The 26,581-nt window shown below is 63.4% G+C and carries 29 protein-coding genes and 1 tRNA gene; 16 read left to right on the top strand and 14 right to left on the bottom strand.

The genetic code is table 11. The features are described 5' to 3' along the window. Window positions 1-10: 10 nt before the first annotated feature. The 4 genes from XM53_RS01345 to XM53_RS01330 form a co-directional block, all read right to left on the bottom strand. Entirely contained in the window at window positions 11-1,195 is a 1,185-nt protein-coding gene (locus tag XM53_RS01345) for a vWA domain-containing protein (protein WP_057789505.1), read from the bottom strand. A gap of 8 nt (window positions 1,196-1,203) precedes the next feature. Continuing rightward, window positions 1,204-1,371 (bottom strand): hypothetical protein, encoded by a 168-nt coding sequence (locus XM53_RS23510; protein WP_057789503.1) that lies wholly within the window; start codon window positions 1,369-1,371, stop codon window positions 1,204-1,206. A gap of 17 nt (window positions 1,372-1,388) precedes the next feature. Beyond that, a complete protein-coding gene (locus XM53_RS01335; RefSeq protein WP_057789501.1) occupies window positions 1,389-2,744 on the bottom strand; it encodes a DUF2927 domain-containing protein in 1,356 nt (451 codons plus the stop codon). A 356-nt stretch (window positions 2,745-3,100) separates the two neighbouring features. After that, window positions 3,101-3,940: an AAA family ATPase gene (locus XM53_RS01330; protein WP_057789499.1), complete on the bottom strand. Its 840-nt coding sequence runs from the start codon at window positions 3,938-3,940 to the stop codon at window positions 3,101-3,103. 203 nt (window positions 3,941-4,143) lie between these two features. On the opposite strand from XM53_RS01330, the gene dksA reads away from it, so the two are divergent. From dksA to XM53_RS01315, 3 genes are all read left to right on the top strand, one after another. After that, complete coding sequence (gene dksA, locus XM53_RS01325) at window positions 4,144-4,566, top strand: RNA polymerase-binding protein DksA (protein WP_057790282.1); 423 nt, start codon at window positions 4,144-4,146, stop codon at window positions 4,564-4,566. Window positions 4,567-4,638: 72 nt separating this feature from the next. Continuing rightward, on the top strand, window positions 4,639-5,814 hold the full coding sequence (locus tag XM53_RS01320; protein WP_057789497.1) for an FAD-dependent monooxygenase: 1,176 nt from the start codon (window positions 4,639-4,641) through the stop codon (window positions 5,812-5,814). Window positions 5,815-5,916: 102 nt separating this feature from the next. After that, window positions 5,917-6,831, top strand: a complete 915-nt coding sequence (locus tag XM53_RS01315) for a porin (RefSeq protein ID WP_082630667.1) — start codon at window positions 5,917-5,919, stop codon at window positions 6,829-6,831. Between the two features lie 66 nt (window positions 6,832-6,897). Here the strand turns inward: XM53_RS01315 and xth are convergent, their stop codons facing one another. Continuing rightward, window positions 6,898-7,680 carry an exodeoxyribonuclease III gene (gene xth, locus XM53_RS01310; RefSeq protein WP_057789493.1) on the bottom strand — a complete coding sequence of 261 codons (783 nt, stop codon included), beginning with the start codon at window positions 7,678-7,680 and terminating at the stop codon, window positions 6,898-6,900. A gap of 323 nt (window positions 7,681-8,003) precedes the next feature. On the opposite strand from xth, the gene XM53_RS01305 reads away from it, so the two are divergent. The 3 genes from XM53_RS01305 to XM53_RS01295 are packed head-to-tail and all read left to right on the top strand — an operon-like array spanning window position 8,004 to window position 10,436. Continuing rightward, complete coding sequence (locus XM53_RS01305; RefSeq protein ID WP_057789491.1) at window positions 8,004-8,417, top strand: DUF6749 family protein; 414 nt, start codon at window positions 8,004-8,006, stop codon at window positions 8,415-8,417. Between the two features lie 43 nt (window positions 8,418-8,460). After that, window positions 8,461-9,537, top strand: coding sequence for a DUF6902 family protein (locus XM53_RS01300; RefSeq protein ID WP_057789489.1), 1,077 nt, complete (start codon window positions 8,461-8,463; stop codon window positions 9,535-9,537). Then, window positions 9,534-10,436: a DMT family transporter gene (locus XM53_RS01295; protein WP_057789487.1), complete on the top strand. Its 903-nt coding sequence runs from the start codon at window positions 9,534-9,536 to the stop codon at window positions 10,434-10,436. The genes XM53_RS01300 and XM53_RS01295 overlap by 4 nt, the downstream gene beginning before the upstream one ends. 1 nt (window position 10,437) lies before the next feature. Here XM53_RS01295 and XM53_RS01290 read toward each other — a convergent pair whose 3' ends face one another. Next, window positions 10,438-10,764: a HesB/IscA family protein gene (locus tag XM53_RS01290; RefSeq protein WP_057789486.1), complete on the bottom strand. Its 327-nt coding sequence runs from the start codon at window positions 10,762-10,764 to the stop codon at window positions 10,438-10,440. Window positions 10,765-10,841: 77 nt separating this feature from the next. On the opposite strand from XM53_RS01290, the gene XM53_RS01285 reads away from it, so the two are divergent. The 8 genes from XM53_RS01285 (at window position 10,842) to XM53_RS01250 (ending at window position 19,460) form a co-directional block, all read left to right on the top strand. Continuing rightward, on the top strand, window positions 10,842-12,011 hold the full coding sequence (locus XM53_RS01285) for a deoxyguanosinetriphosphate triphosphohydrolase (RefSeq protein ID WP_057789484.1): 1,170 nt from the start codon (window positions 10,842-10,844) through the stop codon (window positions 12,009-12,011). A 3-nt stretch (window positions 12,012-12,014) separates the two neighbouring features. After that, window positions 12,015-13,850 carry a cation:proton antiporter gene (locus XM53_RS01280; protein WP_057789483.1) on the top strand — a complete coding sequence of 612 codons (1,836 nt, stop codon included), beginning with the start codon at window positions 12,015-12,017 and terminating at the stop codon, window positions 13,848-13,850. Between the two features lie 48 nt (window positions 13,851-13,898). Then, the gene (gene argS / locus XM53_RS01275) at window positions 13,899-15,644 is read left to right on the top strand and encodes an arginine--tRNA ligase (protein WP_057789481.1); all 1,746 of its coding nucleotides are present in this window, start codon (window positions 13,899-13,901) and stop codon (window positions 15,642-15,644) included. A gap of 80 nt (window positions 15,645-15,724) precedes the next feature. Next, window positions 15,725-16,693: an SPOR domain-containing protein gene (locus XM53_RS01270; protein ID WP_057789479.1), complete on the top strand. Its 969-nt coding sequence runs from the start codon at window positions 15,725-15,727 to the stop codon at window positions 16,691-16,693. After that, the gene (gene nagZ / locus XM53_RS01265) at window positions 16,690-17,697 is read left to right on the top strand and encodes a beta-N-acetylhexosaminidase (RefSeq protein ID WP_057789477.1); all 1,008 of its coding nucleotides are present in this window, start codon (window positions 16,690-16,692) and stop codon (window positions 17,695-17,697) included. Before XM53_RS01270 ends, nagZ begins: the two co-directional genes overlap by 4 nt. Next, window positions 17,690-18,478 (top strand): segregation and condensation protein A, encoded by a 789-nt coding sequence (locus tag XM53_RS01260; RefSeq protein ID WP_057789475.1) that lies wholly within the window; start codon window positions 17,690-17,692, stop codon window positions 18,476-18,478. Before nagZ ends, XM53_RS01260 begins: the two co-directional genes overlap by 8 nt. Before the next feature lie 7 nt (window positions 18,479-18,485). After that, a complete protein-coding gene (gene scpB / locus XM53_RS01255; protein WP_057789473.1) occupies window positions 18,486-19,157 on the top strand; it encodes an SMC-Scp complex subunit ScpB in 672 nt (223 codons plus the stop codon). A gap of 84 nt (window positions 19,158-19,241) precedes the next feature. Then, window positions 19,242-19,460, top strand: coding sequence for a hypothetical protein (locus tag XM53_RS01250; protein ID WP_057789471.1), 219 nt, complete (start codon window positions 19,242-19,244; stop codon window positions 19,458-19,460). Here XM53_RS01250 and XM53_RS01245 read toward each other — a convergent pair. The 8 genes from XM53_RS01245 to XM53_RS01210 form a co-directional block, all read right to left on the bottom strand. Next, window positions 19,457-20,533 carry a 2'-deoxycytidine 5'-triphosphate deaminase gene (locus XM53_RS01245; protein WP_057789469.1) on the bottom strand — a complete coding sequence of 359 codons (1,077 nt, stop codon included), beginning with the start codon at window positions 20,531-20,533 and terminating at the stop codon, window positions 19,457-19,459. The genes XM53_RS01250 and XM53_RS01245 overlap by 4 nt on opposite strands. A 79-nt stretch (window positions 20,534-20,612) precedes the next feature. Continuing rightward, a tRNA-Pro gene (locus XM53_RS01240) sits at window positions 20,613-20,689 on the bottom strand. A 62-nt stretch (window positions 20,690-20,751) separates the two neighbouring features. Next, window positions 20,752-21,744 (bottom strand): MerR family transcriptional regulator, encoded by a 993-nt coding sequence (locus XM53_RS23670; protein ID WP_082630665.1) that lies wholly within the window; start codon window positions 21,742-21,744, stop codon window positions 20,752-20,754. A 10-nt stretch (window positions 21,745-21,754) separates the two neighbouring features. Continuing rightward, window positions 21,755-22,057 carry an integration host factor subunit alpha gene (gene ihfA / locus XM53_RS01230; RefSeq protein ID WP_057789467.1) on the bottom strand — a complete coding sequence of 101 codons (303 nt, stop codon included), beginning with the start codon at window positions 22,055-22,057 and terminating at the stop codon, window positions 21,755-21,757. A 111-nt stretch (window positions 22,058-22,168) separates the two neighbouring features. Then, window positions 22,169-23,143, bottom strand: a complete 975-nt coding sequence (locus XM53_RS01225; protein ID WP_057789465.1) for a beta-ketoacyl-ACP synthase III — start codon at window positions 23,141-23,143, stop codon at window positions 22,169-22,171. Continuing rightward, complete coding sequence (gene plsX / locus XM53_RS01220) at window positions 23,140-24,240, bottom strand: phosphate acyltransferase PlsX (protein WP_057789463.1); 1,101 nt, start codon at window positions 24,238-24,240, stop codon at window positions 23,140-23,142. The genes XM53_RS01225 and plsX overlap by 4 nt, the downstream gene beginning before the upstream one ends. 25 nt (window positions 24,241-24,265) lie before the next feature. Next, complete coding sequence (rpmF, locus tag XM53_RS01215) at window positions 24,266-24,472, bottom strand: 50S ribosomal protein L32 (RefSeq protein ID WP_057789461.1); 207 nt, start codon at window positions 24,470-24,472, stop codon at window positions 24,266-24,268. Between the two features lie 151 nt (window positions 24,473-24,623). After that, the gene (locus tag XM53_RS01210; RefSeq protein WP_201455361.1) at window positions 24,624-25,178 is read right to left on the bottom strand and encodes a YceD family protein; all 555 of its coding nucleotides are present in this window, start codon (window positions 25,176-25,178) and stop codon (window positions 24,624-24,626) included. 98 nt (window positions 25,179-25,276) lie between these two features. On the opposite strand from XM53_RS01210, the gene XM53_RS01205 reads away from it, so the two are divergent. Together XM53_RS01205 and XM53_RS01200 are read left to right on the top strand one after the other, a co-directional pair. Beyond that, window positions 25,277-25,723, top strand: coding sequence for an outer membrane protein assembly factor BamE (locus XM53_RS01205; RefSeq protein WP_057789459.1), 447 nt, complete (start codon window positions 25,277-25,279; stop codon window positions 25,721-25,723). 88 nt (window positions 25,724-25,811) lie between these two features. Further along, a complete protein-coding gene (locus XM53_RS01200) occupies window positions 25,812-26,549 on the top strand; it encodes a GNAT family N-acetyltransferase (RefSeq protein ID WP_057789458.1) in 738 nt (245 codons plus the stop codon). Window positions 26,550-26,581 lie beyond the last annotated feature (32 nt).

Genomic DNA, 26,581 nt, shown 5'->3' with positions numbered 1-26,581 from the left:
TACGGACCTATCATCGGCCCAATTCTTTCATGCCGCGCTCGATCCCTTCAAGGGTCATTGGCACCATCCGATCCTCGAAGATCTCGCGGATCATCCCGATCGAATGGGTATAGTCCCAATAGGCCTCGGGCACCGGGTTGATCCAAAGGTGCTCTGGCCATTGCGCGCGCGCCCGCTGCAGCCAGACCTGTCCCGCCTCGGCGTTCCAGTGCTCGTTGGCGCCCCCCGGATAGGCGATCTCGTAAGGCGACATCGAGGCGTCGCCTACGAAGATGCACTTGTAATCCGGCCCGTAAGTGCGCAGCACCTCGTCGGTGGGCGTCTGCGCGTCCCAGCGGCGGCGGTTGTCGCGCCAGACGCCTTCGTACAGGCAATTGTGGAAGTAGTAATATTCCAGGTGCTTGAACTCGGTTTTCGCGGCCGAAAACAGCTCTTCGACCATCTTGATATGCGGATCCATCGACCCGCCCACGTCTAGAAACAGAAGGACTTTGACCGCGTTGCGCCGCTCGGGGCGTGTCTTGACGTCGAGGTAACCATGCTCTGCGGTGGCGCGGATCGTGCCGTCCAGGTCCAGCTCTTCCTCGGCGCCGTCCCGCGCCCACCGACGCAGCCGCTTCAGCGCGACCTTGATGTTGCGCGTGCCCAGCTCGACCGTGTCGTCGAGATTTCGAAACTCGCGCTTGTCCCAGACCTTGACCGCTCGCTGATGCCGGCTTTCCTTCTGCCCGATCCGCACGCCTTCGGGATTGTAGCCGTAGGCACCGAAGGGCGAGGTGCCTGCCGTGCCGATCCACTTGTTGCCGCCTTGGTGGCGGCCCTGCTGTTCCTTCAGGCGTTCCTTCAGCGTCTCCATCAGTTTGTCGAACCCGCCAAGCGACTCGATCTCGGCCCGTTCTTCTTCGCTCAGATACTTCTCGGCCAGCTTTTCCAGCCATTCCTGCGGGATGTCGACGGCCTCGATCACGTCGCTGGAGCTGATGGCTTCCAGCCCCTCGAAGCTGGCGGCGAACGCGCGGTCGAAGCGGTCGATCATCCGCTCGTCCTTCACCATCGCGGTCCGGGCGAGATAGTAGAAACCCTCCAGATCGTAGGTCACCAGCCCTGCGCCCATCGCCTCCAGAAAGGTCAGGTACTCGCGCAGCGAGACCGGCAGACCCGCCTTCCTGAGGTTCTCGAAGAAGGGCAGGAACATCGCTTACCTCAGATCGACATGCGGTGGATGATCAGCGTAGCAAAAAGCCCCAGCAGGGTGAAGATCAGGCAATAGACCGCCGCGTAAAGCAGGATATCGGCGGTACGCCCCTTGCGCCGCCACGCCGTGAATGCGCCCAGGCTCGCGCCCAGGATCGCGCCGAATAGAACGATCATCTTGTCTTCCCGTCAGGTCACTTCAGGGGGCTGAGCGATGAGATTTCCCGCAGTTTCGCACGCACCGCCCAGTCCGCGCCGAACCCGTATCGCGCCCAGCCGATACTGTCCAGCCGCACCGACTGCGCCTCTGCGACGCGGCCCGTCAGGTCCAGCGCTTCGGCCCGAAGCAACATGAGCGTGGACAGAAGCGCCGCGTTTTCATGACGTTCCGCGATCGCAAGATGCGGTGCCAGAATGGTCAGCGCCAGTTGCCCGTTGCCTTCACCGATGGCAAACGCGGCCAGCTGAGAGGCGGAATAGGCGCGATGCAATTCGGTGCCGGGGGTCTGGCTGTAGAACCGTTCGGCCAGACGGAAATGCTCGAACGCCGTGTCGGGCTGCGCGGCCTGGGTCAGGCGCCCCATGGCGAAATGCGAGAATGCCCGCCGGTGATCGTGCCAGTCCATAGCGTCTGCGATCCGCAGCGCCTCACTTGCCGCGACCAGTCGTTGCGAATGGCCTGCGCCGGGCCCAAGCGCGGTTTGCACCGCTTTGATCCACGCGCGCGGTGTCGAAGACAGAGCACGCGGGGCAATGGTGTCACCGGCCGGATTAAGCCGCGACAGGATCGAGGGCAGCCGCGCCGCAACCTGGCCTTGCGTCATGCCCGAGTGCAGTTCCGGCGAATAATAGGTCCGCAGGATCAGCATGTCGAACCCGGTCAGAATGGTGTGCACGTTGTCGTCGTTGAACACGCTGTCGGGCAGGCGGTAAAGATCGTTGAGCGGGCCGAGCGCCTGCGCCACTTCTTCGTGCAGGCAATCGCGCACTTCCTGTGGCGAAGCGTCATTGGGCAGGAAAATCGCGATCTTCTTGCGCTCGACCAGCGTGCTCCAGTTCGTTTGCCGCTTGTTGCGCGCCGCGCGGTAGTCCGACAGGCGGCTGATATTGGGCACCACGAAACAGGCCGCCTTCGGCAGGTGCCGGCGGATCTGCGCCCGCGGAACGGCCTCGATCGTGATATTGGCCACGTCGGAGCGAACCCGAGCAATGTCGATCTTCGCTTCGGTGCGCAGCCTGTGCACAAGCCGGTTCAGGTCGGGGATCAGCGTCGAGGGCGGATTGCCCGTGACCCGAATCGAGATCGGCCCCTCGAACCGAGAGAAATTCTGCAGCTTGCGCCCCGATTCAAGCTGGAACGACAGTTCCAGGAAATCACGCGCGATATCGCTGTTGGACCGTGACGGCGGCACCGGGCGCGGCGCGGAAAAGGATTTCAAAGCTGGAAGGCTGCTGGCGGTGGGCGTTGCCGCCCGCGTCGGCATTTCACTGGAAGGGCTGGGAACGCACGCGCCCAGCATAAGGAACAATGGAAGAATGACGCGGCGCATAAGCCCCCCGATGCCTGTATGGTCCCAAGTGGCCGGCGGTCGTCGTGGTCCGTCCTGCCATCCGGCGCAGTCTTTGCCTGGTCTTTCTGCGCATCTTTCAGTGCACGCAATGCGACCTGCTGCTCGATTAACCTACCGGACAGGTGTCGTCTTCGCCTCTTACTTCGTCCCCAGTAAGGAGCAAAAAAGACAAAACTGTGGCCGATTCGCCAGCAGGACGAATCGCGATTCGAAACGCTTCAGGAATGATTCCCAAACAACGGTCTTGCGAGAATTCCCTTTGTCCGCAAAAGCGCGTGATCGTTGCCGCAATGTCACCCATCCGCGCACGTTTGCCAAAGAATAGGGCGCACCCGTTATCTTTGGCGCCGCGCCATGAACGCCAGTCGCTCGAACAAGTGCACGTCCTGCTCGTTCTTCAGCAGCGCCCCATGCAGTTTCGGCAGCGCGTCGGCTCCGTCGCGCTTGAGGTCTTCCGCTGTCAGGTCCTCAGCCAGAAGCAGTTTCAGCCAGTCCAGCACTTCCGAGGTCGACGGTTTCTTCTTCAGCCCCGATTGCTCGCGGATGTCGTAGAACTGGGTCAATGCCTCGGTCAGCAGCCGTTCCTTGATGCCCGGGTAATGCACCTCGACGATCCGTTTCATCGTCTCGGGGTCCGGGAAGCGGATGTAGTGAAAGAAGCAGCGGCGCAGAAAGGCGTCTGGCAGTTCCTTTTCGTTGTTGGACGTGATGATAACGATCGGGCGAGCCTTCGCACGGACCGTCTCGCCGGTCTCGTAGACGTGGAACTCCATCCGGTCCAGCTCCTGCAACAGGTCGTTTGGAAACTCGATATCGGCCTTGTCGATCTCGTCGATCAGCAGAACCAGCTTTTGCTCTGCCTCGAAGGCCTGCCACAGCTTGCCCTTGCGGATGTAGTTGCGAACGTCGTGCACGCGCTCCTCGCCCAGTTGGCTGTCGCGCAGGCGCGAGACGGCGTCGTATTCGTAAAGACCCTGCTGCGCCTTGGTGGTGGACTTGATGTTCCATTCCAGCATCGGCAGGCCGAGACCCTTGGCGACCTGCCTGGCCAGCTCGGTTTTTCCGGTGCCCGGCTCGCCTTTGACCAAAAGAGGGCGCTCCAGCGTCACGGCGGCATTCACCGCGACGGTCAGGTCGTCGGTGGCGATATAGGCGTCGGTGCCTTCGAATTTCATGAGCGTCCCTTTTTCGGTTCCGCCGCGCGCAAGTGTCGGGCTGCATGGAATTTTCGCGGCACCCTAGTGTCATGGGGAATTCACATCAATGGCCGGCATTTGTGTAGTGACAATCTGTCGAGGCGCGTGTAATTGCACGCCACAAGGTGGAATTCTAAAGGGGAAGTTGGGTGACCGACGCAGACCTTCAGGAGGGAGTGGAAATGAAACAGGACGTGGTTCTGTCGGAGGATTACACTCCGGCCGAAGACGAGCCGTTCATGAACGAACGGCAAGTGGAGTATTTTCGTCGCAAGCTGCTGACCTGGAAGAGCGAGTTGCTCGAAGACAGCCGCGATACCATCGAGGGCCTTCAGGACGGCACGCGAGCCATTCCCGATGTGGCCGACCGCGCCAGCGAGGAAACCGACCGGGCGCTGGAACTGCGCACGCGCGACCGCCAGCGCAAGCTGGTCGCCAAGATCGACGCCGCGCTGCGCCGCATCGACGAGGGTGAATACGGCTATTGCGAAGTCACAGGCGAGCCCATCAGCCTCAAACGCCTCGACGCCCGCCCGATCGCGACCATGAGCCTCGAGGCCCAGGAGCGGCACGAGCGGCGCGAAAAGGTTCACCGCGACGACTGATCGCGGAAAAACCCTACCGAAATCGGAACGCCGGGGCTTAAGCTTCGGCGTTTTCGCATTCATAGGACCGGCATGGATATCGCGTCTCTCAACTGCATCGTTCTCGGCGGAGGCATAGGCGGGCTGACGACGGCGATCATGCTGCGCCGCGCGGGCGCCGTTGTACGCGTGCTCGAACAGGCCCCTCGGATCGCCGAGGTCGGCGCCGGGCTTCAGATCAGCCCCAACGGCTTCGTCGTGCTCGAAAAACTGGGGCTTGGCAGTGCGCTGCGGGCGAAATCCGTGCGCGGACGGTCGGTGCTTCTGCGCGACTACAAGGGGGCCGAGGTCGTGCGGCTCGATCTCGCGCGGCTGCCGTGCGGAGACTACCATTTTGTGCACCGCGCGGACCTGATCCATATCCTGGAGCACGCGGCCCGCGCGGCAGGGGTCGAGATATGTCTGGATCATGGGGTGGCGTCCGTGACGCCAGACCCCGCGCCCAAGGTATGGCTGCGCGATGGCACGACGCTGACTTGCGACCTGCTTGTCGGCGCGGACGGGCTTCACTCGGTTGCGCGGCAGGCGCTCAACGGCACGTCCGCCCCTTTCTTCACCCGGCAGGTGGCCTGGCGCGCCGTGATCCCCGAAACCGGCGCCGATCCTCAGGCGCAGGTATTCATGGGCCCGCACCGGCATCTTGTCACCTATCCTCTGCGCGGCGGGCGTATGCGCAACCTCGTCGCCGTACAGGAACGGGCCCAGTGGCAAGAGGAAAGCTGGACCGCCGAGGACGATCCGGCCACGCTGCGCGGCGTCTTCGGCGATTTCGGGCGCGACGCGAAGGATTTGCTCGACCGCGTGGAAAAAGTACACCGCTGGGGGCTGTTCCGCCATCCGGTGGCCGCAAAATGGCACGAGGGTGGCGTGGTGCTGACCGGCGACGCGGCCCACCCGACGCTGCCCTTTATGGCCCAGGGGGCCAACATGGCGCTCGAGGATGCCTATGCGCTTGGCATCTGCCTGGCTGACGGTGCTGATCTGGACAACGCGTTCGCGGCCTATCAGGGTATGCGGGCAGATCGGGTGCGGCAGGTCGTCGACGCGGCCAGCAGAAACGCATGGAAATACCATCTCGCCTTTCCACCGCTGCGCCTTGCCGCCCACGCAGCGCTGCGTATCGGCGGGGCGTTGATGCCCGGCCAACTGGTGGGGCAGTTCGACTGGATCTACGGCTACGACGTCACGGCCACAGGATGTGGCAAATGAGGCACGCGTAAAAGGTTATCAACTCTGCGTAGAGTTACCGCGTTTACCTCGCCCGCACTGGAAATTAGCGTTGTGTCACGAGCAGTAAAATATAGGAAAACAATGACTTATTCGTATAGTGCCCTTGTGGGGGCCGTGGTGGTGTGCTTGCCGGCTGGCTTGCTGGCGCAGGAATTCCGTGGCGCAGCAACTTTGGGCTACGCCCATTCGTCCGTTTCCAATGGCGGTGGCGATATTTCCTCATTCACCTTGGATGGTGCAGGGTCTGTCAGCTTCGACAGCGGTGTCCATCTTGGCTTTGACGGAACGATTGCAAAAATCGACCCTGACGGCGCGGGTGATCTGGATGCAATGGACCTCGGTCTGACGCTCAATTACCAGTTCAACAACGGTGCCGTGGTTGGCGGATATCTCGACCACGCTTCGTTGGATCCGACCGGCGCCGGAAGTCTCGACGTGACCTCCTATGGCTTGAGCGGCGGATATGTAACCAATCAATTCGGTATCGAGCTTTTCCTCGGAGAGTCTGAAACCTCGCCAAGCTTGCCTGCTGGCGCGGACTGGGTGGATTACGGCGTAAACATCCGTTATGCGGCGTCGGAACAGTTTCGAGTCGGCGGACACTACATCAATTCCGAGATTTCTGGCGGTGGTGGCAGCGTCGACATTTCGTCGTGGGGCCTTGGGGGCAGCTATTCCTTCGCGAATGGCTTCAGCGGTTTTGCCGGGGTGAACCATCTGGACATCAGCAATGTGAATGCGGACGCTACAACGTATGGCATTGGTGTGGGCTACAGCCTTGATCGGGTCATGAGTGCCTCGGCAATGCTGTCGCTCGAACTGGCGCGAACCGACGTGTCCTTGGGCGGAGGAAGCGCTGACGTGGACACCGTTCGCCTCGGGGTCACGGTTCCTCTTGGCGGTGCCAACGCCGAACCTCCGCTCAACAGCGTTTCGCGCTCTGTCATGTCGCCGCGCCACAATGCAGTATCGACCGGGCTTGACGCAGCGTTCTAAACCCGGAACGAACCATAACGTTGCCAGAGGTATGCAATATCCGCATATCTCTGGCCTTTTCGCGGATCAAACATCCAGTTCGACCCAGATCGGAACATGGTCCGACGGCTTGTCCCGTCCGCGGATTTCCTTGTCGATCCCCACGTCCACCAGGTGATCCGCCGCCTGCGGGCTCAGCAGAAAATGGTCGATGCGGATGCCGTCGTCCCGGTTCCAGGCGCCCGCCTGATAATCCCAGAATGTGTAGTGGCCGGGCCCAGGCACACGCGCACGAAAGGCCTCGGTGAATCCCATGGCCAGAAGCTCGCGAAAGGCTGCCCGGCTTTGCGGCAGGGCCAGCGCGTCCTCGGCCCAGGCCTCGGGGCGCTTGGCGTCCTCATCCTGTGGAATGACGTTGTAATCTCCGGCCATCAGAAAGGGTTCCTCGGCGGCAAGCAACTCGGCGGCGCGGGCCTTCTGACGCTGCATCCAGGCCAGCTTGTAGTCGTATTTCGGACCCGGCGCCGGGTTTCCGTTGGGCAGATACAGACCGCACAGTCGCACCGACGATGTCTGCCCCACGACCGTCGCCTCGATCCACCTTGCGTGATCGTCCTCCTCGTCGCCCGGCAGGCCCCGGGTGACGTCTTCCAGCGGCGGTTTCGACAGGATCGCGACGCCGTTAAAGCTCTTCTGACCGTGGGTTTCGACGTTATAGCCGCGCTCCTCGAACACCTCGCGCGGGAAACCGTCGTCGACCGTCTTGATCTCCTGCAGCAGCGCGACGTCGGGTTGTGCCTCATCCAGCCAGTCGGTCAGGGCGTTCAGACGCGCCTTGATCCCGTTGATGTTGAAACTGGCAATCTTCATGCGCGGCCTCCCGGTCATGGCCAATCTATCGCCCAGCACGGTGACGGAGGCAAGCCGACAACAGGATTTCATTAAGGATTTCCGGGTAGGGTGATTCGGCCTAATTTGGAAACAATCAGTGGGTTATCCACAGTTTTGTTGCCCTGTGGAAAACAATTTTTTACGGGCGCTGCAAAGCAGCGCCCGTAAAAGCTGGCAAGGGCGCTTGAATTTCGCAGTCTGGAATAGTGACCTGTGGATAACTCGCTATCGGTGAAAAACAGTTTTAAAATCCCGCATTGCGTGCAACCGTTTTTGGTGTTGACCAAATCAGGAGACCACCAATGGTTGCACTTCGCAAAACTCGCCACGTCGAAAACTCCACCTCCTTCACCGAGGCCAGCCTGCACGACGGTACCGCTGTCGAGGCGTTCACCTCGTCCCTGCACGCCTCCGGCGATATGCTGGACGGCGCCGCAACCGAGATGTTCACCTCCAGCCTGGCCCCGGTCGCCGAGACCAGCCGGATGACCGGTGACGCGGTCGAGGCCTTCACCTCCAGCCTCTCGCCCGTTGTCACCTCCGATGCCGGCGCAGGCGACGCGGTGGAACTCTTTACCTCCAGCCTTGGTCCCGTCACTGCGTCCAGCACGGGTGCGGGCGATGCCGTAGAGGCCTTCACCTCCAGCCTTGGCCCCGTACGGGCAGAGCGCGCAGATGAAGGCGACGTTGTCGGTGCCTTCACGTCCAGCCTGTAAGGCCGGCGGCGGAACGGAAACACGTTACAAGGATATCACACTCATGGGATCCGTCGTCACACTCGATCTTCCGTTCCGCCAAACCACGCGGGAAGCGCGGCAAGCCGCGCTTTTGCATCGCTTCGCCAGCGAGCGGCGCTCCGACACGGACGTCTTCTGGCTCAAGGAAAACGCCGAAGTTCTGAACATTCTTTCCAGCACCGGCGCGGTTCTGCCTCCCTCGGCCCTCGGACCCTTCGACACGCTGTACCGTACGCTCGACCGGCGCCTGGGGTTCTTCCCGCAATATTACCGCTTCCTGCTGTCGCTTTGCCTCGATCTCGAAGATCTGGGCATGGCCGGCGACAAGGGCGCGCGGGCGGTCGAGTGGGTGGCCGCCGAAGGGCTTGTCGCCGCCGAACTGTCCGATCTTCAGCGCGCCGAGGCGCGGCGCCTCTGCCTGCGTCGCGGGGTCGATCCGACGTCCCATGATACCGGGCTCGACGATCGTCTGCGCAGCTTTGGCAGCCGCAGCGCGACTTTCGCGCTGCCCAACAAAAAGGCCGCCTACGAGCTTACCCATATCGTGTTCTACCTTTCCGAGTACGGACAACGCAATCCTGACCTGCCCGCCGCATTTCTAGACAGCCTGAGATTTGCCGGCACCGTCGCCTTTCTCGAGATGAACATCGATCTTCTGGCCGAAATCTGCATCGCACTGCGGTTTGCCGGCCAGACCCCACCCAGTACGTGGGAAAATTGGCTGGCCGCTCAGGCGAGGCACTTCGTGATCGAGGCCGATTCGGCGGGCTGGATGTCGGACGACTACCACCCTTACCTGATGGTCCAGTGGTTCTTGTCCGCGGCCGGGCTTGGCGGGTTCGGTGCGATGCTGCCCGAAGGCGGGCTTCGGATCACCGCGCCCAGACCGCACGTGGCCCCTTTGCGTGAGTTGTCGGAATGCATGTACAGCCTTGAGGGCGACCGCGTCGCCGACTGGTCGCTGATGCGCACGCGCATTGATCCGCTGCTGACCGCCGAGGCCCGCGAGGTGGTCGAGGCCGCCGAACAGGCCGTCGACTTCGATGCCTTCTTCCACGGCTTCTCCCGCGCCGCGACCGCCCAAGGAGTGCCAGCATGATCGCCCGCGGCCGCGAGGCGGTCTTTCTGGGTGTTTCGCTGACCGTGGTCTACACCCTGCTGATCACCGGCGCCGATGCCATCACCAAGCTGTTCTCGGCCAACTACGCGGCGCCCCAGATGTTCGCGCTTTCGGGCGGACTTGTCGCGCTGTTCTGTCTGGCCGCAGGCCATAAATCCGCCGCCAAGCGTGTGCTGGCAACCCGCTGTCCGCGCGTCATGGGGCTGCGTGCCGCGGCCACGGTCATCGGCACCTGCGCCTTCTTCTACGCGTTCAAGCTGCTGCCCTTCGCCGAGGTTTTTCTGTTCATCGCCATCATCCCGATCCTCGCTGCTCTGCTCTCGCGCGTGATGCTGAACGAAAGCGCAGGCGGGCAGGTCTGGGGCGCGATGATCCTCGGCGTGCTCGGCATGGCCGCGCTGTTTCCCGGCGGTTTGCACAGCTTCGGGGCAGGGCACCTTGTCGCCTTCCTCGCCGTCGCCATGGGGGCGGTGTCCATGGTCGCCTCGCGCTACATCGGCCAGCGCGACCCCGGCGGGCTGCTGTCGCAGGTCTTCTATCCCAACCTCGCGCTGATGGTCGTCATGGGCGCGGCCCTGCCGTTCGTTTTCGTGCCGATGGGCTGGTGGGATGTGCTGTGGGTCGTCTATTATGCCGCGCTGCTCTTCGCCGCGCGCTGGGTTCTGGTCGCCGCACTCAAGCTGCTGCCGGCCTACGTGGTCACGCCCCTGATGAACCTGCAATTCCTTTGGATGGTCGCCATCGGGTCGGTCGCGTTCGGCGAGCGGACCGGGGCAGGGGTGTTTCTCGGCGCGGCCCTTCTCATTGCCGCCGGCGCATGGCTGGTCTGGGACCAGGTCCGCACGCCCGCGCCGAAAACGGCCGTGCCTGCCGAATAGATCACATCGAAAAGGACGTCCCGCAGCCGCAGGCGCTGGTCACGTTCGGGTTGTCGATGGTGAAACGCGCGCCGATCAGCTCTTCGGTGAAATCGATCGTCGCACCGGCCAGAAAGGGCAGGGACACGCTGTCGACGATAACCTTCTGTCCATCGCCACCTTCCAGCACAAGATCGTCGCCGGTGGGCGCGTCCAATTTGATGTCGTATTGAAAACCCGAACACCCGCCGCCTTCGACGGCGACGCGCAGGGCCTGACCCTGTTCACCGGCACCGATTTCAGCAAGGCGTTCATAGGCGCGTTGCGTCACTTTGGGGGGCATTTGCATCTGGCGATCCTCGAGGTTTCTTTGCCGTTCATCATGGAATATACGAACGCTGGGACAGGACGACAAGGAAACAGGCGATGCATACCCCTTATGCCTCGGACCCCGCCAAGGCGCGCCCGCGCCTGCACGCCGAGGAAGAAAGCGCGTTTCGCTCCTGTTATCAAAGGGATCGGGACCGGATCATCCATTCCAGCGCGTTTCGCCGTCTCAAGCACAAGACGCAGGTTTTCGTCGAACACGAGGGCGATTATTTCCGCACCCGCCTCACGCACTCGATCGAGGTGGCGCAGGTGGCCCGGACCATCGCCCGGGCGCTTGGGTTGAACGTCGAACTGACCGAGGCCGTGGCGCTGGCGCATGACCTCGGGCATACGCCCTTCGGCCATACCGGCGAGGATGCGCTCGACGCCCTCATGGCGCAGTATGGCGGTTTCGACCATAACGCGCAGGCCACTCGCATCGTCACTTCGCTGGAACGGCATTATGCCGAATTCGACGGCCTGAACCTGACATGGGACACGCTGGAAGGCATCGCCAAGCATAACGGCCCCGTCACTGGCGATCTGCCCTATGCTCTGGCCGATTACAACGCCCGTCACGACCTTGAACTCGGCACCTTCGCCAGTGCCGAGGCGCAGGTGGCCGCACTTGCCGACGACGTGGCCTACAACAATCACGACCTGCATGACGGCCTGCGCGCCAGGCTGTTCACCGAAGACGACATTGCCGAACTTCCCGTCGTCGGCGACTGCTACCGCGAGGTGGATGCGAAATATCCCGGTCTTGACCCCTATCGTCGCCGGCATGAGGCGCTGCGCCGGGTCTTCGGCGTCATGGTCACCGACGTCATCGAAACCTCGCACAGGCTCCTTCAAAATGCCGCGCCAGCCGACTCCCAGGCTGTACGCGACCTGGGGCGTCCCGTGATCCGATTTTCCGATGCGATGTGGTCCGACTTGCAGCAGATAAGGTCTTTTCTTTTCAGGCGTATGTACCGCGCTCCTAAAGTGGTCGAGATGCGCAGACGCGTCACCAATGTGGTCGAGGACCTGTTTCCGTTCTACATGTCGCGTCCCGACTTTCTTCCGCGGCGGTGGCGTCAGGACGTCGCCGATGCCCCGGATGGGACGGCCTTGGCGCGCCTGGTCGCCGATTACATCGCGGGAATGACGGACCGGTTCGCGCTCGAGGCTCATGCGCGGCTGCTGGGCGGCGACGCCGAATTGAGCCACGGAAAGGGAATATAGCCGATGGCAACTGGCGGTACGGAAGGGGCGATCGACCCGGTCATGGCGGTCGCGCTGGTGGGGGCGCTCGGCGTCGGGGCCCAATGGGTTGCGTGGCGGCTGCGGATGCCCGCGATCGTCCTGATGCTGGCCGCGGGCCTTATCGCCGGACCGGTCCTCGGCATTTTCGACCCCACGCGCGATATCGGCACGCTGATGGGGCCGATGATTTCCATTGCCGTGGCCATCATTCTCTTCGAAGGCGGCCTGACGCTCGATTTCCATTCCCTGCGCGGAGCCGAGCAGGGGGTCAAGCGCCTTGTTCTACTTGGTGCGCCGGTAGGATGGATCGGCAGCGCCCTGGCGTTGCATTACGTGGGTGGGCTCAGCTGGGAGAGCTCGGCCGTCTTCGGCGGCATCATGATCGTCACCGGACCCACGGTGATCGCACCGCTTCTGCGACAGGCCCGGCTCAATCGGCGCCCTGCACAGCTCTTGCAATGGGAGGCCATCGTCAACGATCCCATCGGCGCCCTTGCCGCCGTGCTTGCCTTCGAGGTTGTCGTCCTGACGGCCAGCGAAAGCAGCCTCGGTCTTGCGGCCTGGCAGATCATCCGCGGCATCGTCGTGGCGGGCGCACTGGGCTGGGCCGGTGGCTGGGTGCTCAGCGAGGCGTTCCGCCGGGCGTACGTACCGGAATACATGAAGGTGCCGGTGCTCTTCGCCATCCTGCTCGGGATTTTCGCCGTCACCGATTACATGCTGCACGAAAGCGGCCTTCTGGCGGTCACCGTCATGGGCGTTGTCATGGCCAACGCCAACCTGCCCAGCTATACCGAACTGCGCCGCTTCAAGGAGCACGCGACGATCCTGTTGGTCTCGGGGGTGTTCATCCTTTTGGCCGCCAGCATGGATGTTGCAACGCTCAACAGGATCAACTGGAACGCCGCGGCGATGGTGGCCGTGGTGATCCTGCTGGTGCGGCCGCTGACGGTGCTTTTCTCGCTGGCCTTCACCAACATTCCGTTCCGCGAGCGCCTGCTTGTCGGGCTGACGGGGCCGCGCGGCGTCGTGCTGGTCGCAGTCGCGGGCCTCTTCGGGGAACGGCTGGTGGCCGAAGGGGTCGAGGATGCGGCCTTTCTCACCCCCTTCGCTTTTGCCCTGGTGGCTGCCACGGTGGTGCTGCACGGCTTCACGCTGGGCCCGCTGGCCCGCGCCATGGGTCTGGCGGGCAAGGGCCAGCCGGGCGTCTTGCTCGCGGGCGGCTCGCAGTTCGCAACCTCGTTCGCCAAGACACTTCAGGACCTCGAGGTGCCGATCCTGATCACCGACACCAACCGCGCCCGCCTGCGCAGCGCGCGCGAGGCCGGCTTGCCGACTTTCTTCGGGGACGTCCTGTCCGAGGCGGCCGAGCACAGCGCCGAGATCATGAAATACGGCGTCGTCCTCGCGCTCAGCGACAACGACGCCTACAATACGCTTGTCGCCACCGACCTCGCTCCGGAATTCGGGCGCGAGAACGTCTATCAGCTTGGCCGCGCCAAGCAGGACAGCAAGCGCCACGCGCTGCCCGCCTCGCTCGGCGGACGCGTCGTGGGGCAGGGCTATGGCTACACCGAGCTGGCCAGCAGGATGGTCCGGGACTGGCAGGTCCGCGCCACCAACATGACCGACGATTTCACGATGGAGGATTGGTCGGCCCAGAACGAAGAAGGCATCCCGCTTGCCACGCACAGCTCGACCATTGGTCTGCGGATCTTGTCCGAGACCTCGAAAGTCGAGACCGGGGGTGAGTTCAAGCTTCTCTGGCTCGGTCCCCCGCGCGACGACAAGACGCCCGAGGCCGCCGCCACGGATTGACGCGGCCCGCCCGGGTGTTAAACCGGCGCGGAAACGAAGGATTGTCCGATGAACCTGTTTACCGAAATCCGCGCCTGCGTCCTTGCCGCCCTTGATACCATGCAGGGGCAGGGGCAACTGCCCTCCGGCCTGGATATGTCGAACGTCACGGTCGAGCCGCCGCGCGACCCTGCCCATGGCGACATGGCCACCAATGCGGCGATGGTCCTGGCCAAGCCCGCCGGGCAGAAACCGCGCGATATCGCCGAAACGCTGGCCGGTCTTCTGGCCGCCGATGACCGGATCGAAAGCGCCGAGGTGGCGGGGCCGGGCTTTCTGAACCTGCGCCTGTCCGACACTCTCTGGCAGGACGTGCTGCGCGCCACGCTTGAGCGCGGCGAGGCCTATGGCCGCTCCGAGCTGGGCAAGGGCAAGAAGGTCAACGTCGAATACGTCTCGGCCAACCCAACCGGGCCCCTGCACGTGGGCCACACCCGCGGCGCGGTCTTCGGCGATGCGCTGGCCAGCCTGCTGGATTACGTGGGCTACGACGTCACCCGCGAATACTACATCAACGACGGCGGCGCCCAGGTCGACGTGCTCGCCCGCTCCGTCTACCTGCGCTATCTCGAGGCGCATGGCCAGGAAATCGCCTTTGAGGACGGCACGTATCCGGGCGACTACCTGATCGAGGTCGGCGAGGCGCTTAAGGCCAAGGTGGGCGACGCCTATGTCGGTCAGCCCGAGGATGTCTGGCTGGAAGAGGTTCGAGATTTCGCCACCGACGCGATGATGGACCTGATCCGCGAAGACCTGCGCGCGCTCGGCGTGCAGATGGACGTCTTCTACAGCGAGAAATCTCTTTATGGCACTGGCCGGATCGAACAGGCGCTCGATGCGCTGGAGGCCAAGGGTCTGATCTACGAAGGCGTGCTAGAGCCGCCCAAGGGCAAGAAGCCTGAGGATTGGCAGCCGCGCGAACAGACGCTTTTCAAGTCCACCGAACATGGCGATGACGTCGATCGCCCGGTCAAGAAATCAGATGGCAGCTGGACCTATTTCGCGCCCGACATCGCCTATCACTACGACAAGGTCGAGCGCGGCTTCGACGCGCTGATCGACGTCTTCGGCGCGGATCACGGCGGCTATGTAAAGCGGATGAAGGCCGCCGTCAGCGGGCTTACCGATGGCCGCGTGCCGCTCGACATCAAGCTCACCCAACTGGTCAAGCTCTACAAGAACGGCGAGCCGTTCAAGATGTCCAAGCGGGCCGGCACATTCGTCACCCTGCGCGACGTGGTCGACAATGTCGGCCGGGACGTGACCCGCTTCGTCATGCTGACCCGCAAGAACGACGCGCCGCTGGATTTCGACTTCGACAAGGTGCTTGAGCAATCCAAGGAAAACCCTGTCTTTTACGTGCAATACGCCCATGCCCGGATCTGTTCGGTCATGCGTAAGTCGCGCGAGGCAGGGATCGACGTCGATGACGCCACCTTGGCCGCCGCTGATCTCTCATTGCTTCAGGACAGCGCGCAGCTGGCCGTTGCCAAAAAAATCGCCGAATGGCCCCGCCTAGTCGAGATCGCGGGCCGCACGAACGAGCCGCACCGCGTGGCCTTCTATCTCTACGATCTGGCCAGCGATCTGCACAGTCTTTGGAACAGGGGCAACGACCTGCCCGCGCTCCGCTTCCTCGACGAGACCGATATCGCCGGCTCTCAGGCGAAAATCGCGCTTGCGCGAGCCGTAACCGTTGTTATTTCCGCCGGTCTTGGTATCTTGGGCGTAACTCCGGCCGAAGAGATGCGGTAGACACAAGCCGCGCCAGCGCCGGGGACGTGGCAGTAATCCAAACCGGCGGCCAAGTATCGCCGGAGGTAGCGAGGCGAGCGATGGCACAGATGCATGGTGTCTCCCATCAGGCGGGGACAGTTCGACAGGTATCGGTTCAGAAATTCACCAACATGGCCGGGGCGGCGATATCGCTGGCCCTCGTGATCGGGATCGGGGTCTGGGGTTACAAGATTCTGGTCCGAGATGTCAGCGGCGTGCCGGTGGTGCGCGCCGCCGAAGGCCCGATGCGCATCCAGCCCGACAATCCCGGCGGCGCAACGGCTGAAAACCAGGGGCTTGCCGTCAACGACGTGGCCGCCGACGGCTCCGCGGCACAGCCCGCGGATCGTCTCGTGCTGGCACCCGAGCCCCTGACACTCAGTGTCGAGGATACGCCCCAAGTGGAAACGCAGGTCGCGGCCACGCAGACCGAAGTCGACCCTGCGACCGAGGAGATCACCCCCAGCGCCGAATCCCAGGACGCGGTCGAAAGTGACGAAGACGCGGCGACGCTGGCGGCACTCAACACCCTGGCAGACGAGTTGTCCGAGGGCGTGGACCCCTTGACCCCCGTCGCACCGGCCGATACCGACTCTGCCGCAGGCGAGACCGCCGCTGAACCCGAACCTGAACCCGCAGCCCGGCAAGTGACCGAAGGGCTCGGGCGCTCGTTGCGCCCCAAGGCCCGCCCTGCGCAGCTCAAGACGGTCGAGGATGCCGTCGCCGCAAGCGTCGCCGCGCAAGCCGCGCCCGAAGTCGACCCCGACACCATTCCCGCAGGCACCCGCATGGCCCAGCTTGGCGCCTTCGAAAGCGCCGCGATTGCGGAACAGGAGTGGGGCAAGCTGTCAGACAAGTTTGCGGAATATCTCGACGACAAGCAGCGGGTAATCCAGAAAGCCCAAAGTGGCGGTCGCACCTTCTATCGCCTGCGTGCCATGGGCTTTGGCGATCTCAGCGACGCACGCCGCTTCTGTTCCGCCCTCGTGGCGGAAAAGGCCGACTGCATCCCGGTGGTGACACGGTGAGCTCGATTGGCGCCACGATCTTTGGCGTGGCGGGCACTGAACTGACCCCGGACGAGACCGCGCTCATCCGCGCGTCCCGGCCTTTCGGCTTTATCCTCTTTGCCCGCAACATCGACAGCCCGGACCAAGTTCGGGCGCTTTGTGACAGCCTGCGCCACGCCGCAGATCATAATGCCCCCATCCTGATCGACCAGGAAGGCGGGCGGGTCCAGCGCCTGCGGGGCCCCGTCTGGCGTGAATGGCTGCCGCCCCTGGAACAGGTCGAACTGGCCGGAAGCCATGCCGAACAGGCGATGTACGCGCGCTATCGCATCATCGCACATGAATTGTTCGAGCTTGGCATCGACGCCAATTGCGCGCCTCTAGTGGACATCGCCGGGCGCCAAACCCATCCGTTCCTGAAAAACCGCTGCTATGGAACCGATCCCGATACGGTCGCAAAGGTTGGACGCGCCGTGGCCAATGCTCATCTGGACGGTGGCGTATTGCCCGTGGTGAAACACATCCCTGGCCACGGTCGCGCCTTGGTGGACAGCCACTTCGACCTGCCCGTGGTCGATACCGATCTCGACACGCTCGCCCAGACCGACTTCCGGCCCTTCGTCGCCCTCAACGACCTGCCGATGGGCATGACCGCGCATCTTGTCTACGAGGCCTGCGATGAACGGCCCGCCACCACGTCGCCCCGCATGATGCAACTGATCCGCGACCGGATCGGCTTTGACGGCTTGATCATGACTGACGACATCTCGATGAAGGCGCTCAAGGGCGATCTCGCAACGCTGTCGCGGCAGTCGCTCGACGCGGGCTGCGACGTGATCCTGCATTGCAACGGCACCTTCGATGAAATGAAGGCGGTCACTGACGCGTCAGGCCCCCTGGCCGGGGCGGCTCTGCGGCGCGCGAACGCCGCCCTCGCAGCACGGAAAAAGCCAACAAAGGTTGACATTCCCGCTCTGGAGGCAAAGCTTGCCGGACTCTTGAACGGCAGGGGCAATGTCTGAAGACACGTTCGAAGAAATGGGACAGATCGAAAGCGTCACCGACCGCATGGCGGCCGAGGCGCTGATCGTTGACGTGGACGGCTACGAGGGGCCGCTCGACCTGCTGCTGACACTCAGCCGCACGCAAAAGGTCGATCTGCGCAAGATTTCCGTGCTTCAACTGGCCGAGCAGTACCTAGCCTTCGTCGAACGCGCCAAGGCGCTGCGCCTGGAGCTGGCCGCCGATTACCTGGTGATGGCCGCCTGGCTGGCCTTTCTCAAATCCCGCCTTCTGCTGCCACCGGACCCGACCGAAGAGGGGCCTTCGGGCGAGGAACTGGCCGCGCATCTCGCCTTTCAGCTGGAGCGCCTGCAAGCCATGCGCGAGGCGTCCGCGCGGCTGATGGGCCGTGATCAGCTGGGCCGCGATTTCTTTGCCCGGGGCCTGCCCGAGGACGTCACGCGCATCCGGCGGGTACAATACACCGCCACGCTGCTCGACCTGATGCAGGGCTACGCCCGGATCCGCACGCGGGACGAATTCCGCCCCTACGCGTTCGACCGCGAGGCGCTTTTCACCCTGGAACAGGCGCTGGAACGGATGCGCGGCCTGATCGGCTTTGCCGGCACGTGGACCGACATCGCGTCCTATCTGCCCGATGGCTTTACTGCCGATCCGGCTCGGCGCCGCTCGGCCACCGCCTCGACCTTTGCCGCCGCGCTGGAACTGACCAAGGAGGGCAAGGTCGAACTGCGCCAGTCCGAGGTTTTCGCGCCGCTGGAATTGCGGCGAAAAGGATAGGACGCCCATGTCGGACGACACCGATCATCCCGCGCCGCAGGAAGAAAGCCTGTTCGAGGCTCCGCCCATGGCCGAACAGGAGCGCATGTGCGAAGCGATCCTCTTTGCCACCGCCGAGCCGATATCGGCAAAGGAAATCGAGGCGCGGATGCCCCATGGATGCGACGCCGCCGAGGCCTTGGTGCACCTGCGCAAACGCTACGAGGGGCGGGGCGTGCATCTGGTCAAGGTGGGCGATGCCTGGGCCATGCGCACGGCGCCCGATCTGGGCTTCCTGATGCAAAAGGAAACCGTCGAGACCCGCAAGCTCAGCCGTGCCGCGATCGAGACGCTGGCGATCATCGCCTATCATCAACCCGTCACCCGCGCCGAGATCGAGGAAATCCGCGGTGTCAGCGTCAGCCGCGGTACGGTCGACCAACTGCTGGAGATGGAGTGGATCCGTTTCGGACGCCGCAAGATGACACCGGGGCGGCCCGTGACTTTCGTGGTCACACAGCATTTCCTTGACCATTTCGGCCTGGAAAACGCCCGCGATCTGCCGGGGCTCAAGGAACTGCGCGCCGCGGGCCTCTTGGAAAACCGCCCACCCCCAGGTGAAATGCCGCAGATGGGAGAAGGCGACGAAGACCTGAACGAAGAAACCGAAGAAGGCCAAACCGAGCTTTTCGAGGACTGAGCCTCGACAATTCGGTGAAGACGCCCTGAAAATTTCATTTTTCCGTGCTACATACCGAAAAACACACATGACGAGGAGGGCGCAATGAACGCCAACCGTATCATCAACATGGTCATCCGCATGGTCATGAACCGCCTGATCCGCTCGGGCGTGAATGCCGGCATCGACAAGATGTCGAAGCGCGGCAAGAAACCTGCTGATGGTCAGAATGCACCGGACCCGCAGCAAAAGCAGCAGACAGCCCAAACGCAGAAGCGTATGCGCCAGTCGATGCGCGTCGCGCGCAAGATCGGAAAGTTCTAGCCCGCCCGGAAATGCTTTGACAGCTTGAGCCCCTGGCCTTGGTAATTCGATGCGATCCCTGCGCCGTATAGCTGCTCGGGTATCTCGTCCATCTGTTCATAGACCAGCCGTCCAACGATCTGCCCGTGTTCCAGCACGAAGGGTGCCTCGTGACAGCGCACTTCCAGCACGCCGCGTGACCCTGCACCTCCCGCCGCGTCATGGCCGAACCCGGGGTCGAAGAACCCTGCGTAATGCACCCGGAATTCGCCGACCATCGCCAGGTAGGGCGCCATCTCGGCAGCGTAGGCGGGCGGAATATGCACCGCTTCCCGGCTCACCAGGATATAGAACGCGCCGGGATCCAGGATGATGCGGCCCGTGTCGCTATGGACCTCTTCCCAGTATTCGGCGGCATCATACCCCGCGATATTGTCCAGGTCTATCACGCCCGTATGAGGCTTGGCGCGATACCCTACTAGCGTGCCCGCCTCGGGCTTCAGATCCACGGAAAATCCCAGCCCGTCGCTGATCACCGGCGCCGCGTCCACCAGCGGGCTTTCGGCGTGCAGCGCGCTCAGAGCGGCATCGTTCAGGACCGCCTGACCGGACCGGAACCTGATCTGGTTCAGCCGCATTCCGGGCCGCACCAGCACCGAAAAGGATCGCGGACAGATCTCGGCATAAAGCGGCCCGGTATAGCCAGCCGGAATTCGGTCGAACTCCTCACCGCCATCCGTGATCGTGCGCGTCAGAAGATCCAGCCGCCCGGTCGAGGATTTAGCATTCGCGACCGCGTGGATATCCGACGGCAGGTCCAGCCGCTCCATCAAAGGCACGACGTAGACACAGCCCTTTTCCAGCACCGCGCCGTCCGACAAATCGATCCGATGCATCTCGAATTCGGTAAGCCGGTCCTCGACCTTGGCACCGGCCCCGGCCAGGAAAGACGCCCGGACCCGGTACGCCGTCGTGCCAAGCCGCAAGTCCAGCGACGCGGGCTGCACCTGTTCTTCGGTGATCGCCGGTTGCGCCGAAAGTCGCCCGTCAAGGATCATCGCTCTCAGTTGCTGGCTGGCCAGAACGCCGGTCATGCAATCCTCCTCGCACGCGCTGTCGCGGCGCCCGTATTGCCTCGATGCGCGGAAAAAAGGCCTGTGGTACGCGAAGAATTGGTCGGGCTAGCAGGACTCGAACCTGCGACCTTCCGTCCCCCAGACGGACGCGCTACCAGGCTGCGCCATAGCCCGACGTCTGGCCGTACATACTGGTTTTCGCGCCAAGGACAAGGGGGAAATTCCAGATTCACGCGCTACTCTCTGGGGACGGAACCCGTTGTCGCGCGCAGCCGGGGCAGCAGTCTTTCCAGACCGGCAACCGTGTCCGGCGTCAGTGGCTTGCGAACCCGTGCCAGCATCGACAGAACGCCCGGATCGGCGGTGATCGCGTCATCCGGGTCATCGGGCACATTCACCGCGATCGGCTGCGGTGCGGGCGGCTCGGCGCTGTTCGTTTCCGGCTCGGCGGCCGGTTCGTCGCTAGGTCCGGGCACTGCGGATCCGTCAGACAACCCGGTCCGCCGTTGCAGAAAGCTCGGCAGCGGCGGGGTTTCCTCCTCCTGCGGTTCCGGCCCAGGGGTTTGTTCCGCTTCCGGCTCGGGGGCAGGTGTGCGGCGGCTGAACGTCAGGGGAGTGTCCTCGTCCACGCTGTCCGCCGCCTCGGGCGGCGGTGTCGTGGTTTGCGACATCGGATCGGGGCGGGGCGGAAGGTCCGAGGCAACCGGGGCAGGTTCGGGCGCAGCACCCGGCGTAATCGGCGCGGGATCGGGCGTCGCCTCCGGCGGTTGTGGTTCCTGCGGCGCGACAGGTTCAGCCTCCGGGTCGGTTGACTCAGACGGGGGCAGGGCAGGGCGCGGCCCGTCGTCCACCGCGGCAGACCCGGTCTCGCGCGGGCGCGGGGGCGCGGAATTCACGCGAGTGGCTGCTGGCGTCTCCTCGACATGGTCGATGATCACGTCATCCGCGGCATCGCCCAATGGTTGCGATAGATCCGAGACATGCCCCACGCCCTGTTCGCGCAGCATCTTCTGCACACCCTTGATGGTCATGCCATCGTCGTGCAGCAGTTTCTTTATCCCGCCCAGCAGCTTCATGTCGGCGGGCCGGTAGTACCGCCTTCCCCCGGCGCGCTTCACCGGCTTCACCTGGCTGAACTTGCTTTCCCAGAACCGCAGCACATGCGCCGGGGTCTCCAGCCAGTCGGCAACCTCGCTGATGGTCCGGAACGCGTCGGCGGATTTGGGCATGGCTAGGCTCTCAGGCCTTGTTGCCCGCCGCCACCCGGTCCTTCATCAGGTGCGACGGACGGAATGTCAGAACACGCCGTGGATTGATCGGGACTTCTTCGCCGGTCTTCGGGTTGCGTCCAACGCGGGCAGACTTGTCTCGGACCGAAAAGGTCCCGAAGGACGATATCTTGACTTGTTCGCCGCGCACCAGCGCGTCCGACATATGCTCCAGAACGCTTTCGACCAGCTGGGCGGAATCGTTGCGGGACAGACCCACTTCGCGAAACACCGCTTCGCTCAGATCCATCCGTGTCACCGTGTCGTTTGTCATCACATCCCCTTTGTCTTTGCGAAGAACTTTAGGGGGGAAGAATTTTCCGAGTCAATGTCAATGACTTGGGAGGCAGAGTTTAAGCGGAAAAATCGCGCTTTGTTCCGGCAATCACCAGCGCAGCACCACGGCTCCCCAGGCCAAGCCGCCTCCGATCGCCTCGGACACGATCACGTCGCCGCGTTTGATCTTGCCTTCCGCCACGCCCACCGAAAGTGCCAGCGGGATCGACGCGGCCGAGGTGTTGCCATGATCCTGGACCGTCACCACGACCCGGTCCATGGGAATGCCAAGCTTCTTCGCGGTGCCCTGGATGATGCGGATATTGGCCTGGTGCGGCACGATCCAGTCGACATCGTCATCGCTCAGCGCGGCCTTTTCCAGAGCCGCTTCTGCCGTGGTCGTCAGTTTTTCCACGGCCTGCCGGAACAGCAGGTTGCCCTGCATCTTCAGCTTGCCCGACGTGCCGGTCGACGACACGCCGCCGTCGACATACAGCATATCCAGATAGCGACCGTCCGAGTTGAGATCAGTCGACAGAATGCCCCGGTCCTGGGATGTGCCGTCGGCTTCGCCGGCGCTCAGAACGACCGCGCCGGCACCGTCGCCGAACAGCACGCAGGTCGAGCGGTCGGTCCAGTCCATGATCCGGCTGAACGTCTCGGCGCCGATGACCAAAAGGCGCGTTGCCTGGCCCGACACGATCAGCGCGTTGGCATTGGCCAGGGCATAGATGAACCCGGCGCAGACCGCCTGAACGTCAAAGGCGAAGCCGCGCGTCATGCCCAGCTCTTTCTGGATCATCGTGGCAACCGACGGAAAGGTCAGGTCAGGCGTCGACGTCGCCACGAGAATGCCGTCGATATCCTCCGGCCCAACCCCCGCATCGGCCATCGCCGCAAGGGCGGCGCGGGTGCCCAGGTCGGACGTGGTCTGATCCTCGGCGGCGAAATGGCGGCGTTCGATCCCTGACCGAGTCCTGATCCATTCGTCGGACGTCTCGAGAAACGTCTCGAAATGCGAGTTCGGCACCACTCGTTCAGGAAGGTAGTGACCGACACCGTCTACAACGGCGCGAATCGTCATGCCTGTTCACCGTTACTGTCGGGTTCGTTGGCGGCATCCTGTTCAAGCATGGTTGCCGATGCAACCCGTGCCGCCAGTTTTTCGGTGAAACCGGTATCGGCCAGTTCGAAGGCCAGCTTGACGGCGGCGGAAATCCCCGTGGCATCGGCGGATCCATGCGACTTTACCACTGTCCCGTTCAGGCCCAGGAAAACACCGCCATTGGCCCGGCTTGGGTCGATCCGCTTGCCCATCCGCCGCAGCGAGGTCAGCGCCAGAATCGATGCAAGCCGCGACAGCGGCGTATGTGCGAAAGCTTCCTTCAGCAGATCACGGATCAGCTTGGCCGTGCCCTCGCCGGTCTTCAGCGCCACGTTGCCCGTGAAGCCGTCGGTCACGATCACGTCACAGACCGTGCCGGGCAGGTCGCGCCCCTCGACAAAGCCCACGAACTCGAAATCGCCGTTGCGCGCGTTGCCCTCGATCAGGTCATAGGCCTCGCGCAGCTCGGCGCGGCCCTTGTGCTCCTCGGTGCCCACGTTCAGCAGCCCGACGCGCGGCCGCTCAAGGCCAAAGCCGTTGCGGGCATAGGACGTGCCCATCAGCGCGTATTGCATCAGGTCCTTGGCATCCGCCCGGATATCGGCGCCGCCATCCAGCATGATGTTATGCCGCTGCGGGTTCTGCGACGGCCACAGCACCGCGATGGCGGGCCGGTAGATACCCGGCAGCTTGCGCAGGCGTATGACCGACATCAGCATCAGCGCGCCGGTATTGCCGCAGGACACGCAGACGCTCGCCTCGCCATTGCGCACCGATTCCAGCGCCGACCACATAGAGGTGTCCTTGCCCTGGCGCAGCGCCTGGCTCGGCTTGTCCTCCATCTGGACCACGTCGCCCGCATTGCGAATCTCGCAGCGCCCGGCCAGGTGCTTGCGCTTGGCCACCAGCGGTTTCAGCACGTCCTCGGGCCCGTGCAGGATGAACCCGATCCGGTCGTTCTTCTTGGCAGACACGGAAATCCCGGCAACGACTGTTGCCGGGCCAAGATCGCCACCCATGGCGTCTACGGAGATAAGGATGCGCCCGCTGGTCTTGCTGTCGGCCGATGCCGTCATTGGACGCGTCCCTTGATGCCGCCGTTCAGGCTGCGTCTTCGTCCAGGTCGACCTCGTCATCCAGCGCGATGACTTCGCGATCGGCGTAGTGACCGCAGGCAACACACACGTGATGCGGGCGCTTCAGTTCACCGCAGTTCGGGCACTCGTTCGGGTTTGCACCCTCCAGCGAGTCATGCGCCCGGCGGTTGTTGCGGCGCGATTTCGATACTTTGTTCTGTTGGACGGCCATGTCACAACCTCAAATCTTGTGGGCCTTTCGGCCCGGTTTCATACGCTGACGCGGCTCTTAATCCCTGAAGAGCCCGGCGTGCAACCCTAAATCCGGTGAGAGCGCGAAAATACAAGGAAATCGCTTGCTGTCCAGCGATTCTTTCGGGCTTTCAGTCGTCGTCTTTCAACTGCTCCTTGAGCTTGGCCAGGGCCGCGAACGGCTTGGCGTCGGCGTCGCTCATCGGCGTCACGCCGGGGGGGGCATAACGGGCGGTTCCCAGCTCTTGCCCGGTGCTGCGCGGGTAGGGGGGCAGGGCCAGAGCGATGGCCTCCTGCATGAAGGCCAAAAGGTCGATATGGTCGGTCAGAGGGTCGATGGTCTCGTCCTCGGGCATCTCGACCTCTTCCTGGTCGGTGTCTACTCCGGGCCAGTCCTTGCGAAACTTGCGCGTCACAGGCTCCTCGATGCGGGTCGTCACCGGATCCAGCGTCACGACGCAGGACTGCACCACCGTGGCACCCAGCCGGGCCTCCAGCCGCCAGTTCTCGCCGTCGTCGGGATGCATCGCGCCCTCGAACACGGCCTTTTTCAGCGACAGGATACCAAGATCCTCGGCCATCCGCGCCATCGTGGCCGGGTCGGGCTCGATCCGGAACGGGTGCGGACGGTTCATCGCCATCTGTGCCAGATGCAGCACGGTCGGATTTTCTGTCTTCTCGGTCATGGGTGTATGACCTATCCTTTCTTGAACCTTACCGCTACCTTGTTGTATCGGATGAAAAGGTCATTGGGGACCCGTTTGAAGAGGCGAAGAGGGGTGGCATGAAAATCTGGTTTGCCAAACTGGGGGGTATGATGTGCCTGGCCGTGGCGCTTGCGGCCTGTACGCCGACCTATCGCAACCACGGGTACATTCCGCTTCAGGAAGACCTCAACAACCTTCAGGTGGGCGTGGACACCCGCCAAACCGTCGACGACGTGGTCGGCCCGCCGTCCTCCGCCGGGATGCTCAGCGGGGGCGATTACTACTACGTGCGAAGCCGCATCAAGGAAGTCGGCATGTACCGCCCCGAGGTGATCGAGCGCCAAGTGCTGGCGATCAGCTTCGCCCCGAACGACACCATCGCCAACATCGAGACCTTCTCGCTGGCCGACGGCAACGTCGTGCCGCTAACCCGCCGGGTGACCGATTCCTCGGTCGTCAGCAACGGCTTCCTGCGTCAGCTTCTGGGCAACTTCGGAAATGTCGATCCGGGCGAGTTCTTTTAGGCTTCTGCGTCATTCGCCTGTCACATGCTTCATGCTAAGCGGTTCGCACATATATATCGTCTAAGCGACCGTCACAGATGAGGCTGACATGTTGAGCAAGGGACGCTACCGGACGCGGACTGCCGAAAGCGCAGCAGACATCGAGGCGGCGCAGCGCCTGCGCCAACTGGCCTTCAAGGGCGCCGAGGACAGCGCGGCGCTGGACCAGGACAGCTTCGACGATATCTGCACGCACATCCTTGTCGAGGATACCTCGGACGATCGCCTGATCTGTTGTTTCCGGATGTTGCCTCTTGATGGCGGCGAAGAGATCGGGCGCAGCTATTCCGCCCAGTTCTACGAGTTGTCCGCGCTGCGCGCCTTTCCCGGCCGCATGGTCGAAATGGGCCGTTTCTGCATCCACCCCGAGGCCCGCGATCCGGATATCCTGCGCGTGGCCTGGGCCGCGATGACCCGCTATGTCGATGAAAACGACGTCGGGCTGCTGTTCGGCTGTTCGTCTTTCAAGGGCACCGATGCCGACACCTATCTCGACGCTTTCGCGATGCTCAAGGACCGTCATCTGGCGCCGCGCCGGTGGCTGCCGAGGGTCAAGGCGCCGTCGGTCTTTCGTTTCGCCCAGGCCCTGCGCCTGCGCAAGCCCGACGCCAAGCAGGCCATGCTGCGGATGCCGCCGCTTCTGCGCACATATCTGGTGATGGGCGGCTGGGTCAGCGACCACGCGGTGGTGGACCAGCAGATGAACACCCTGCACGTTTTTACCGGGCTCGAAATCAACGCCATACCGGCCTCGCGCAAGCGCCTGCTGCGGGCCGTCGCGGGCTAGCGCGTCGCCGCTTGACGCCATACGTTACGCGG

Origin of the sequence: Roseovarius atlanticus, assembly GCF_001441615.1 — a bacterium.
Lineage (GTDB): Bacteria > Pseudomonadota > Alphaproteobacteria > Rhodobacterales > Rhodobacteraceae > Roseovarius > Roseovarius atlanticus.
The sequence above is the reverse complement of the archived record's forward strand: the minus strand, read 5'-3'. Positions and strand labels throughout refer to the sequence as shown.

Excerpts from the sequence above, each read along its gene's own strand:
- XM53_RS01345 (WP_057789505.1), bottom strand. The coding sequence starts at position 1,195 with ATGTTCCTGCCCTTCTTCGAGAACCTCAGGAAGGCGGGTCTGCCGGTC.
- XM53_RS23510 (WP_057789503.1), bottom strand. The coding sequence starts at position 1,371 with ATGATCGTTCTATTCGGCGCGATCCTGGGCGCGAGCCTGGGCGCATTC.
- XM53_RS01335 (WP_057789501.1), bottom strand. The coding sequence starts at position 2,744 with ATGCGCCGCGTCATTCTTCCATTGTTCCTTATGCTGGGCGCGTGCGTT.
- XM53_RS01330 (WP_057789499.1), bottom strand. The coding sequence starts at position 3,940 with ATGAAATTCGAAGGCACCGACGCCTATATCGCCACCGACGACCTGACC.
- dksA (WP_057790282.1), top strand. The coding sequence starts at position 4,144 with ATGAAACAGGACGTGGTTCTGTCGGAGGATTACACTCCGGCCGAAGAC.
- XM53_RS01320 (WP_057789497.1), top strand. The coding sequence starts at position 4,639 with ATGGATATCGCGTCTCTCAACTGCATCGTTCTCGGCGGAGGCATAGGC.
- XM53_RS01315 (WP_082630667.1), top strand. The coding sequence starts at position 5,917 with ATGACTTATTCGTATAGTGCCCTTGTGGGGGCCGTGGTGGTGTGCTTG.
- xth (WP_057789493.1), bottom strand. The coding sequence starts at position 7,680 with ATGAAGATTGCCAGTTTCAACATCAACGGGATCAAGGCGCGTCTGAAC.
- XM53_RS01305 (WP_057789491.1), top strand. The coding sequence starts at position 8,004 with ATGGTTGCACTTCGCAAAACTCGCCACGTCGAAAACTCCACCTCCTTC.
- XM53_RS01300 (WP_057789489.1), top strand. The coding sequence starts at position 8,461 with ATGGGATCCGTCGTCACACTCGATCTTCCGTTCCGCCAAACCACGCGG.
- XM53_RS01295 (WP_057789487.1), top strand. The coding sequence starts at position 9,534 with ATGATCGCCCGCGGCCGCGAGGCGGTCTTTCTGGGTGTTTCGCTGACC.
- XM53_RS01290 (WP_057789486.1), bottom strand. The coding sequence starts at position 10,764 with ATGCAAATGCCCCCCAAAGTGACGCAACGCGCCTATGAACGCCTTGCT.
- XM53_RS01285 (WP_057789484.1), top strand. The coding sequence starts at position 10,842 with ATGCATACCCCTTATGCCTCGGACCCCGCCAAGGCGCGCCCGCGCCTG.
- XM53_RS01280 (WP_057789483.1), top strand. The coding sequence starts at position 12,015 with ATGGCAACTGGCGGTACGGAAGGGGCGATCGACCCGGTCATGGCGGTC.
- argS (WP_057789481.1), top strand. The coding sequence starts at position 13,899 with ATGAACCTGTTTACCGAAATCCGCGCCTGCGTCCTTGCCGCCCTTGAT.
- XM53_RS01270 (WP_057789479.1), top strand. The coding sequence starts at position 15,725 with ATGGCACAGATGCATGGTGTCTCCCATCAGGCGGGGACAGTTCGACAG.
- XM53_RS01260 (WP_057789475.1), top strand. The coding sequence starts at position 17,690 with ATGTCTGAAGACACGTTCGAAGAAATGGGACAGATCGAAAGCGTCACC.
- scpB (WP_057789473.1), top strand. The coding sequence starts at position 18,486 with ATGTCGGACGACACCGATCATCCCGCGCCGCAGGAAGAAAGCCTGTTC.
- XM53_RS01250 (WP_057789471.1), top strand. The coding sequence starts at position 19,242 with ATGAACGCCAACCGTATCATCAACATGGTCATCCGCATGGTCATGAAC.
- XM53_RS01245 (WP_057789469.1), bottom strand. The coding sequence starts at position 20,533 with ATGACCGGCGTTCTGGCCAGCCAGCAACTGAGAGCGATGATCCTTGAC.
- XM53_RS23670 (WP_082630665.1), bottom strand. The coding sequence starts at position 21,744 with ATGCCCAAATCCGCCGACGCGTTCCGGACCATCAGCGAGGTTGCCGAC.
- ihfA (WP_057789467.1), bottom strand. The coding sequence starts at position 22,057 with ATGACAAACGACACGGTGACACGGATGGATCTGAGCGAAGCGGTGTTT.
- XM53_RS01225 (WP_057789465.1), bottom strand. The coding sequence starts at position 23,143 with ATGACGATTCGCGCCGTTGTAGACGGTGTCGGTCACTACCTTCCTGAA.
- plsX (WP_057789463.1), bottom strand. The coding sequence starts at position 24,240 with ATGACGGCATCGGCCGACAGCAAGACCAGCGGGCGCATCCTTATCTCC.
- rpmF (WP_057789461.1), bottom strand. The coding sequence starts at position 24,472 with ATGGCCGTCCAACAGAACAAAGTATCGAAATCGCGCCGCAACAACCGC.
- XM53_RS01210 (WP_201455361.1), bottom strand. The coding sequence starts at position 25,178 with ATGACCGAGAAGACAGAAAATCCGACCGTGCTGCATCTGGCACAGATG.
- XM53_RS01205 (WP_057789459.1), top strand. The coding sequence starts at position 25,277 with ATGAAAATCTGGTTTGCCAAACTGGGGGGTATGATGTGCCTGGCCGTG.
- XM53_RS01200 (WP_057789458.1), top strand. The coding sequence starts at position 25,812 with ATGTTGAGCAAGGGACGCTACCGGACGCGGACTGCCGAAAGCGCAGCA.